We start from the raw sequence: 8,692 nt of genomic DNA on the forward strand, positions 1-8,692 counted from the left end.
AGTATCTATTTATAGACTTTTTATTATATTAGAATGTTTATAAAAAATATGCTTTACATATTAAATAGAATAAAAAAATTAATATTCCAAATAATACTAATGCAAGTAATTAGTAGAATAATTTATATCTTCAGGAGGTATGGATATGGAATATCCAATGTTTTGTTACCAATGCGAACAAACTGTAGGTGGTAAGGGATGTACTAAGATGGGTGTTTGTGGGAAGACACCAGAAATAGCTAATCTGCAAGATTTACTTATATATCAAGTAAAAGGAATAAGTTGTTATGCAAAAGAAATTATAGAAAAAGGGGAAAATATAGACAAAGATATAGTTAGATCTGTAGAAAATTCTTTATTTACAACACTAACAAATGTTAACTTTGATGCAGACGTACATGTAGAGTTACTAAGAGAATCTCAAAAGATAAAAGAATCACTAAGAAGTAAAGTAGGAAGCATTAAAAATACTACGGATCATGCCACGTATAATTTAAGTGAAACTAAAGCAGAAATGCTTAAAGACTCTAAAAAATCTGGTATAATGTATGATCAAGATTTAGATGCAGATATACGCTCTTTAAGACAGACTATAGTATATTGCTTAAAAGGAATAAGTGCATATGGGCATCAAGCAAGAGAATTAGGATACTTTAGTGATCAAGTAGATAATTTTTATTTTAGAGCTCTTGAAGCTACCACAGATGATACATTAACATTAGAAGATTTAATAAGATGGACTATGAGAGCTGGAGATATGAGTGTAGCTGTTATGCAGAAATTAGATGAAGCAAATACTACAGTATATAAAAATCCGTCACCTCATAAAGTAAATGTACATATTAAAAAAGGTCCATTTATAATAGTTTCAGGTCATGATTTGAAAGACCTTGAAATGATACTTAAACAAACTGAAGGTAAGGGCATAAATATATATACTCATGGAGAAATGATACCTTGCCATGGATACCCAGAGTTGAAAAAATATTCTCATCTTGTAGGTAATTTTGGTGGTGCATGGCAAGACCAACAAAAAGAATTTGATAACATACCAGGGTGTATACTTATGACTACTAACTGTCTTATGAGACCAAGGGATTCTTATAAAGATAGAATATTTAGTACAAATGTAGTTGGATGGGATGGAGTTAAATTTATAGGCAAAGACTCAGAAGGAAAAAAGGACTTTAGTGAAATAATAAATAAAGCATTAGAATCAGGTGGATTTGAAAAAGATGAAGAACCGCATGAAATACTGGTTGGGTTTGGACATCATGCTACTTTAAGTAATTCAGAAACTATAGTTAATGCAGTAAAAGATGGAAAAATAAGACACTTCTTCTTAATAGGTGGATGTGATGGAGCAAGACCAGGTAGAAATTATTATACTGAATTTGCTCAAAAAGTACCTAAGGATTGCATAATATTAACTCTAGCATGTGGAAAATATAGATTTAATAAATTGAATTTTGGAGAAGTTGCAGGTCTTCCAAGATTGTTAGATGTAGGACAATGTAATGATGCTTACTCAGCAGTAAGAATTGCTACAGCACTTGCTGATGCTTTTGATACTGACGTAAATGGATTACCATTATCTATAATTTTATCTTGGTATGAGCAAAAAGCTGTAGCAGACTTATTAGCATTATTATCTTTAGGGATAAAAAACATTTTTCTTGGACCGTCATTACCTGCTTTCTTAAGTCCAAATGTACTTCAATACTTAATAGATACATTTAACTTAAAAGCTATAAGCACGCCTGATGATGATTTAAAAACTTGTTTACAACAAGGTATATAAATTGAAACCTTATAATTAAATTAATTTTAATATATAAAAAGTACTAGTATTATACTAGTACTTTTTATATATTAAAATTTGAAAAAATTATTTATATATTATAAAATAAAGATAAAAATGAAAGAGGCAAAATATGAAAAAAGACTGTTATATTATATTTAGTATAATTGCTTTTAATATATTTTTGGTAATTGAATGGGGATTAAGCTTATCATCAATAATTCTTATATTTGGTATGTGGAGTATTTATGGAGTAAAAATATTTAAAGAGGTAACATATAATAAAAATATTAAATTGATAAATATATTATATAAAATTTATAAAACCATTATAATAATATTTGTATCAACATTTCTAATAATAGAGAGTGCAATTTTTATAAATATCAATCAAAATAAAAATGTAAAATCATATAAAAATATAGAATACTTAGTAGTTTTAGGTGCTGCTATAAATGGAAAAGAAGTATCAAAAACCTTAAAGGTAAGACTAGATAAAGCTCTTGAATATTATAATAAAAATAAAGAAATTAAAATCATAGTATCGGGTGGTCAAGGTAAGGATGAAGTTATATCTGAAGCTGAGGCAATGTATAGATATTTAATAGATAAAGGTGCAGATTCAAAAAAAATTATTAAAGAAGATAAATCAAGTACAACTTTTGAAAATATAGTATATAGCAAGCAAATATTAAAAGGAAAAACTAAAGAAAAAATACTTATTGTTACTAATGACTATCATTTGCTTAGGTCAAGAATTATAGCATATATATTAGGTTTAGAAAATGAAGGACTATCATCACCAAGCTCATTATCAGGGTGTCTTTACTATACAGTTAGAGAATACCCAGCTATGATAATATATGTAATAAAATCTATGATATTTAGAATATCTAATTGTATTTAAATTTGTAAAAAGTAAATAAGTGTAGCTATATTATAATAAGTGTGATATTATATACTTAAGTAATAAGAAGAAAGTGTAATATCGCGGAGTGGAGCAGTTGGCAGCTCGTTGGGCTCATAACCCAAAGGTCGTAGGTTCGAGTCCTGCCTCCGCAACCAATATAAGCATAAATATAACTCTTATATCCATTGATATAAGAGTTTTTTAATTAACGGAGGAAAAAATGTCTGCAAATGAAAAAATAAATGGTAAGTTCAACTATAACAATATACAAAAATTAAATAAAAATTTTATGTATAAAGATTTAAAAAGAAGTAATTGTTATAATAGTGATTTCTCGGGATCAAATTTTAATTATACAAGCTTTAGAGGAGCTCATTTTAAATCATGCAATTTCTATGGATGTAGTTTTAAATCAGCGGAGTTTGTTGCAACAAATTTTAAAAAGAGTAAGTTTAAAAAGGCAAAATTTGAAGATGTAGTATTTGATTGTGCTAATTTAGATGGAGTAGATTTTAAGGGTGCTGAATTTAAAAATACTATATTCTTATGTACAAATATAAGTAAAGCTATAAATTTAAACATATCTAACTCAGATGTTATAGTATTTGATGAAATACCAGAATTAAACATAAATGAAAATCTTGAAAATGCAATTAAATCAGCTATGAATAATAAGTTCATAAAGAATTCAAGAGTATTAGATACAAAGGATGGAAGTATAAGTCCAATAAGTACAATGATTTTATTACAAAACTTCGATGAAAATACATTAATAAGAGGATTAAACTTTATAGAGGCAAATCTAGATAGAGATTTCTGTACATTAAGTTATGTAATAAGAGCTATAGAAAATTATAAAAAAGAAGAACTTATATAATAAATAAAGAATACCACCAATATTTAAATATTAGTGGTATTTTTTATTTATTATCAATATTTAGAAATAATTAAATATTAATTGGAAAACTTAATATTAAATTATAGTAATATAAGGAGATTTAGATGAAAAGTATATTAATAGCTCAAAAATCTAAAATAATGCCTAAACAAGTAATAGAAGAAATAAATAAATTTGAAAATATAGTTAAAAGCCCCTATAGTGACACTTACTACAATACATTTGATATATCTTGGACTCATAAACCAGAAGGAAGCTTAAGAATATCTGACCATTGGAACTTTAAGTCTAGAGGAGAGATTCATTGTCAACTAGACTACACACAGGAATACATAGAAGGATATTGGATATTAGGAAAATACATAAATGGAAAATATCATATGCTAAAGAGATTTGGTGAAAGTATAGATGGATATAAATTTAATTCTATTTCTAAAAATAATATAGAGTTATTAAAAAAAATATATGATACAGGAGGAATAGTTAAATCTTATAATTGGTATAAACAGTATAAAGTAAAGCCTATATTATCGAAAGAAACCTACACAAAAAGTGTAAAAAATTTACTAAAATATATGTCTATTGATAGAATACAAAGATATAAATCAACTAATCTAAAGGTTAGAAAAATAATATTTTTAGATGATAAAACTATGGAGATAGTAGAGAAACTACTTAAAGTATATGAATCTAGTAAAGAATTAGAAAATTTATCTAGAAGTGAAGAAGGTATTAAAACTTTAATAGATGATTATAGAGCTTATGAGATTAAAGAAATCTTAGATTGCGAGTATGAAAAGTTTATTTTAATATTGGATAATAGCTTAGCTATTGATTTTACTTTTTAGGTTTAATGTTTTATTAAATTAAACGTTGATCATATAGGAATAGCTATTAATAATTTAGAAGATATATCAAAATTCGATAAAGACATGCTAGGGTAGATTTTTTTACCAGTTGGATAAAAATCGGGATACAAATTTTGACACAGAGTTTGTATACTGACTTTTACATTTCATTATTGAATAGATGGATCTTTAGTTTATTTAATGTATACATTATTTCGATAAATTATATAATAAATTTTAAAATTTTATACAAAAAATTATTTATTTATCATATATATATATTTATCTTCATATGCTTTATTAAATAGAAGATAAGGGTGGTCTATAAATGTTTAATAATTTAATATGTGAAAAAAGATAACATTTATATTATCGAAATAGAAAGAGAAAAATACTTAAATTCATTAAATGAAGAATTGTTAAGTGAGTTAGATAAAGCAATAGATATACTTAAATAAAATGAAGAACTTTATGTGGACATAATAATTGGACAAGGTAGGGCATTTGTAGCAGGTGCTGATATATCAGCAATGAAAAACATGAGCGTTAAAGAGGCTAGAAAGTTCTCTAAAAAAGGAAGTGATCTATTTAGAAGGATAGAAAATTTAGATAAGCCAATAATAGCAGATATGAATGGCTTTGTGTTAGGGTGGAGGTTGTGAACTTGCTATGAGTTGTGATATTAGAATTGCAAGTTTAAAAGCAAAATTTTCACAGCCGGGAGTAGGTCTTGGAGTTATACCCGGTTTTTCAGGAACACAAAGATTAGCAAGGTTAGTAGGTACAGGAAAAGCTAAAGAAGCTTATGAAATAAATTTAATTAATCTTATGTTTTTCAAATGATAATCCTAAAGAAGGTATGAGTGCTTTTTTAGAAAAAAGACAAGCAAAAATTAAAATTTAATAGGGGGTATTTTATGAAAGTAATGGTCATAGGAAGTGGAACTATGGGTAGTGGTATTGCTCAAGTCTTAGCATCTAATAATAATGAAGTAGTCATTAGAAGTTTGCATATTGAAAGCATAGAAAAAGCAGTAAATGCTATAACACTAAATTTAGAAAAAAGTGTTGCGAAAGAAAAACTAACAGAAGAAGAAAAATTAAAAATATTATCAAATATTACAATAACAACAGATATAAATAAGGCAAGAGATTGTGATTTGGTAATAGAGGCAATAGTTGAAAATATAGATGAAAAAAAAGAGATCTTTAGAGAACTAGATAATATATGTAAAAAAGAAACAATACTAGCAACAAACACATCTTCATTATCAATAACAGACATATCAATTAGTACAAAAAGACCCGATAAAGTAATCGGAATGCATTTTTTCAATCCAGCTCCAGTTATGAAATTATTAGAAATAATTGACGGTATGTTCACTTCAAAAGAAACTCATAATACTATCTTTAACCTATCTAATCAAATACAAAAAACGCCTGTAACAGTAAATGAAGCACCAGGATTTATAGTGAATAGAATATTAGTGCCTATGATTAATGAAGCCATAGGTATATTTGCAGACAAAGTAGCAACAGCTTCTGATATAGATCAGGCTATGAAATTAGGTGCAAACCATCCTATAGGACCTTTAGCTTTGGGAGACCTTATAGGTTTAGATGTATGTTTAAATATAATGGAAGTTTTATACAATGAATTTGGAGATTCAAAGTATAGACCTCACCCATTACTAAAAAAAATGGTAAGAGCTAAACTTTTAGGAAGAAAAACTAACAAGGGATTTTATGAGTATAAATAAGAATTATTAAAGCAAATGTATAGAGTCTTTGCACAAAATGAAACATTACCTATTGCACATGGAATAGACGAATAAGAAAGATTAAAATGTAAATAAAGCAGTAAAAGAATTAATAAATAGACTAAAAAATAAGTAATTTCAAAGCTAGGGGGGATATGTATATGAAATGTACTTTAAGAATGAGAATGGGATTAAATGATGCACATTACGGTGGTAATTTAGTAGATGGAGCTAAAATACTTCAATTATTTGGAGATGTAGCCACTGAATTATTAATAAGAAATGATGGAGATGAAGGATTATTTAAATCTTATGATGAGGTAGAGTTTATTGCTCCAGTTTATGCAGGGGATTATATAGAAGTAATAGGAGAAATAATTGGTTTTGGAACAACTTCAAGAAAAATGAAATTTGAAGCTAGAAAAGTGGTTATAACAAGAACAGATATAAATGAATCAGCAGCAGATTATTTATTAGAACCAGTAGTTGTATGCAAAGCAAGTGGTACTTGTGTAGTACCTAAATATAAACAAAGGTCTTAGGAATAATCCAGAAATAGAAGTGTTTGATAAGGGCATAATAGATCATATTTTGACTTTGATATAGGAGTAAATAATATTTTTGAAGTAAAGTATACCAGAAATTTCAAATTTTATAGTTTCTGGTATTTTACATTTTTTGGTATATGAAAGACTCAATTTGAAGTGGTAACATCAAGTATTCTTCTAAGTTGAAATATTCAATAGAAGTATGTAATAAAAATAGAAAATATAAATATAATTAATTAACAGAAGATATTAAATATTCTGTTAATTTAAATTAGGGGGAAGTAATTTGGATACAAAACCAAAAACCAAAAGGAAAGCAACTTTATGTGAAGCATTAATACCAATAATATTTTTAATTGCAGTATTAGCTTATTCACTAGTTAAATTAGGTGCAGACCCTCATATTCCACTAATATTAGGAGCTGTTGTAGCAGCAATTATAGGCATTACTAGATTAGGATTTACATGGAGAGAAATGGAAGAAGGAGTTTTAGATACTATAAAAATGGCGATGCAAGCTATATTGATCCTTATGATAGTTGGAGCGCTAATAGGAACTTGGATATTAAGTGGTACAGTTCCTGCAATGATTTATTGGGGATTAAAGATATTATCTCCAGGAATATTCTTAGTTGCTACTACATTAATATGTGCAATAGTATCTTTAGCTACTGGTTCATCATGGACTACAGCAGGTACAGTGGGCATAGCCTTAATTGGAATAGGTCAAGGTCTTGGAATGCCTGCTCCTCTTGTAGCAGGAGCGATAATATCTGGAGCATATTTTGGAGATAAAATGTCTCCACTTTCAGACACTACCAATTTAGCACCAGCTATGGCAGGTGCAACATTATTTGAACATATAAAACATATGATTTATACTACAGGGCCTGCTTTATTAATAGCACTTGTTTTATATGGAGTAATAGGAATGAAATATGCAGGTAAAGAGTTAGATTTGACTCAAATAGAAGTTATTAGAAATGCTTTAGAAGGAGCATTTAATACTTTATCTCCAATATTATTAATACCTCCAGTTATAGTTATACTTATGGTTGTGTTTAAAATGCCTGCTATACCAGGTCTTGTAATAGGTACTTTATTAGGAGGACTGTTTGCTGCAATATTCCAAGGTGCAGATTTAAAATCAATAATAAATGCGGCTCATTATGGATTTGAATCAACAACTGGAATTTCAGAAGTTGATGCGCTTTTAACTCGTGGAGGACTAGATAGTATGATGTGGACAGTTTCTCTTATACTATGTGCTTTAACTCTTGGAGGAATCCTTGAAAAACAGGAATGTTAGAAGCTATAGCTAATGCACTTTTAACATTCGCAAAAGGGACTTTTGGTCTTGTATTTGTTACAATATTTTCTTGTTTGTTTACTAACTTAGTTACAGGAGAACAATATTTATCTATAGTTTTACCAGGTAGGATGTACAAAGATGAGTATAGAAAAAGGGGATTACATCCTAAAAATTTATCAAGAGCATTAGAAGATAGTGGTACACTTTTATCACCACTTATTCCATGGAATACATGTGGTGCTTATATGTGGGTTACATTAGGAATTCATCCATTTGCATACTTACCATTTGCATTTTTAAATTTAATAAATCCATTAGTATCATTATTCTATGCGGCTACAGGAATAACGATGGAAAAGTTACCGCCTGAAGAAGTAAAAGATACTAATATATAATATATTTAATTAGAAATACTAAAAGACTGATTTTTAAATCAGGTCTTTTAGTATTTCTAATTAAATATAGATGGATATAATACCATTTGAATACCTAATATTAACATTATTAAGTTTAGAAGCAAATTTAAGGTATTTAAATTATTATTATTTTTTAATGATATATATATTTCACAAGGTATCGTACAAATAAAAAAGAGTATTAAAAGCCTAATCCGCC

8 protein-coding genes, 1 tRNA gene and 1 pseudogene are annotated in these 8,692 nt (G+C 27.6%); all 10 read left to right on the forward strand.

Translation table 11 applies throughout. From position 1 onward, the window contains the following. Window positions 1-139 precede the first annotated feature (139 nt). Entirely contained in the window at window positions 140-1,801 is a 1,662-nt protein-coding gene (gene hcp / locus JWF52_RS15110) for a hydroxylamine reductase (protein ID WP_208334367.1), read from the forward strand. Between the two features lie 133 nt (window positions 1,802-1,934). Next, window positions 1,935-2,708, forward strand: a complete 774-nt coding sequence (locus JWF52_RS15115) for a YdcF family protein (protein ID WP_208334368.1) — start codon at window positions 1,935-1,937, stop codon at window positions 2,706-2,708. 82 nt (window positions 2,709-2,790) lie between these two features. Then, window positions 2,791-2,866 (forward strand) — tRNA-Met (locus tag JWF52_RS15120). Between the two features lie 65 nt (window positions 2,867-2,931). Then, on the forward strand, window positions 2,932-3,588 hold the full coding sequence (locus tag JWF52_RS15125) for a pentapeptide repeat-containing protein (RefSeq protein ID WP_208334369.1): 657 nt from the start codon (window positions 2,932-2,934) through the stop codon (window positions 3,586-3,588). A 125-nt stretch (window positions 3,589-3,713) separates the two neighbouring features. Then, the gene (locus JWF52_RS15130; RefSeq protein WP_208334370.1) at window positions 3,714-4,457 is read left to right on the forward strand and encodes a hypothetical protein; all 744 of its coding nucleotides are present in this window, start codon (window positions 3,714-3,716) and stop codon (window positions 4,455-4,457) included. A gap of 473 nt (window positions 4,458-4,930) precedes the next feature. Then, window positions 4,931-5,119 (forward strand): enoyl-CoA hydratase-related protein, encoded by a 189-nt coding sequence (locus JWF52_RS19885; protein WP_502711263.1) that lies wholly within the window; start codon window positions 4,931-4,933, stop codon window positions 5,117-5,119. Between the two features lie 7 nt (window positions 5,120-5,126). Then, on the forward strand, window positions 5,127-5,300 hold the full coding sequence (locus JWF52_RS19890) for an enoyl-CoA hydratase-related protein (RefSeq protein WP_502711264.1): 174 nt from the start codon (window positions 5,127-5,129) through the stop codon (window positions 5,298-5,300). Window positions 5,301-5,374: 74 nt separating this feature from the next. Next, window positions 5,375-6,217, forward strand: coding sequence for a 3-hydroxybutyryl-CoA dehydrogenase (locus JWF52_RS15140; RefSeq protein WP_208334371.1), 843 nt, complete (start codon window positions 5,375-5,377; stop codon window positions 6,215-6,217). A 161-nt stretch (window positions 6,218-6,378) separates the two neighbouring features. Then, on the forward strand, window positions 6,379-6,759 hold the full coding sequence (kal, locus tag JWF52_RS15145) for a 3-aminobutyryl-CoA ammonia lyase (RefSeq protein ID WP_208334372.1): 381 nt from the start codon (window positions 6,379-6,381) through the stop codon (window positions 6,757-6,759). A 292-nt stretch (window positions 6,760-7,051) separates the two neighbouring features. Beyond that, window positions 7,052-8,472 (forward strand): annotated as a pseudogene (gene nhaC, locus JWF52_RS15150) (Na+/H+ antiporter NhaC). The last annotated feature ends 220 nt before the right edge of the window (window positions 8,473-8,692 follow it).

The organism is Clostridium sp. CCUG 7971 (assembly GCF_017590215.1).
GTDB lineage: Bacteria > Bacillota > Clostridia > Peptostreptococcales > Peptostreptococcaceae > Faecalimicrobium.